Raw genomic sequence first — 1,864 nt, forward strand, 5'->3', positions numbered from 1 at the left:
TGCGCGGCCACTGCTGAGTTGAGAGATTGAATCAGCCGCAAGATCGACCTGCGGCTTAACCACCAAGAAGGGTAACGCACTTCTTGGTGACTGAGAAACAATACGCGATCTTCGACCGAGTCATAGGTCAATTGCAAAGCCATATCTGCTCCCTTAGGCGATGTTCACCAAGATGAAAGCGCATCAATAATCTAGCCAATACCGCCTAAATCAGACATGTCATCGTTACTGCCATTGTTATCATTCGCGTTGTCGAAGCTTGAACTGTCATCCATTACATCAACACCTGCATTAGTGTTGTCGGCATTCGTCCAATCACCTCCACCCTGATCATCGCTACCAGCATTCACATTAGCGCCATCTGCAGAGCTACCTTGCGCTGCATAAGCATCATCCACTTCGATACTAATGATTTCACTCGCACCATCGACAGTTTGGTCTAAGGCGTCATAACCTATGGCATTGATCGACACATCGCCTTCGAAACCATCACCCAGTGAAACTTGTATCGGTTGACTCAAATCGCCACTGATCACGTAGTTACCATCACTATCTTCAAGGCCATTGCTGATGGTTGCGCCATCCGGAAGATCACTCGCAATCACATGATCCACGCTATCATCCTCACTAATTGAACTTGGCATCGCAATGTTCAAACTACCACCAGGAGAAACCGTATAATCTGCTGCCTCACCGTCGACTTGGCCATCCTCAGCAGGCGACACATTTGCGCTAATTGATGCTTGGATTGTTTCTGTGCCATCACTCACATCGTAGGTAATGCCAGCCGTTCCTTGGAAGTCACCATCAGCCACAATGCTATAGGAGTCATCACCATTATCGCTCACCGTTGCATTGTCAGACTGGAAGTTACTGACTGATAGGGTATCGCCATCAACATCAGTAACATTGGCAAGCAACTCGTCGAGTGTCAGCGTGGTCGTGCCGTTCATATTCATCTCTACATACAATGGAGTACTTTCAGTCGGCACATCATTTTCTGGCGTCACTGTAAGAAGCACTGTTGCGGGCGTGCTATATGTGCCATCGTTCACCATGTAGGTCAGCTCCATATTACCGCCAAAGTCAGAATCAGGCCATACTGTCCATGAGCCATCACCATTGTTGATCACCGTGCCACTATCCGGCTGCACACCTAAGCCTTCAACAGTCATAGTGTCGCCATCAGCATCCGTCGCACCCACAGCAGTTAGCAACTCTGACTCTGTGAATGTAATCGATCCATCCTCGGCGACTGTATAATCTGATGCCTGATCTACAGCAACAACTTCTGGCGCAGCGTTGATGACATTCACATTCACGAAACTCGTCACGCTATTTAAATCGTCACTCGCCACGAAGCTAATCTGTGCTTCGCTAGAGAAATCTGGATCTGGCGTATAGGTATATGTGCCATCGCTCGATTGTCTAAGTACACCGACACCATCGGTAATTTGCACACCAGTAATTGACAGGTCATTACCATCGACACCGTTAATCTGAGCAAGTAAATCCGCATCAGTAAATTCAACCGAGTTGCCTTTGTCGATATCTGTCGTTGCAATACCCTCGATTTCGAGCCCATTGTCCGCACCAGGTACAGCAGGTTGAACACCAATACTGCTCTGTTCGTCGAACAACTCACCATCACGTTGGATCACATAAGCAAAGTCCACTTCACCAGTAAAACCATCAGCCGGTGAGAACGTCCATGTGCCATCACCATTATCAACAAGCGCGCCTTGCGAGTTATTAATTAAGTGTACAAATCCAGGTTCATCGCCATCTTGCACTTGTATGTTCTCAGCCATATCTAAAAGATCAAGCTCAGTAATGATCAGATCTTGACCTTCTGTGGCATCGA

Annotated in this window: 1 protein-coding gene; it reads right to left on the reverse strand. The window is 47.5% G+C overall.

Features of this window, described 5'->3' with window-relative positions; translation table 11 throughout:
• Positions 1-191 precede the first annotated feature (191 nt).
• On the reverse strand, positions 192-1,864 hold a 1,673-nt coding region (locus tag A3738_RS12085; RefSeq protein WP_156504228.1), incomplete at its 5' end, for a cadherin-like domain-containing protein.

Source organism: Oleiphilus sp. HI0066 (assembly GCF_001635725.1).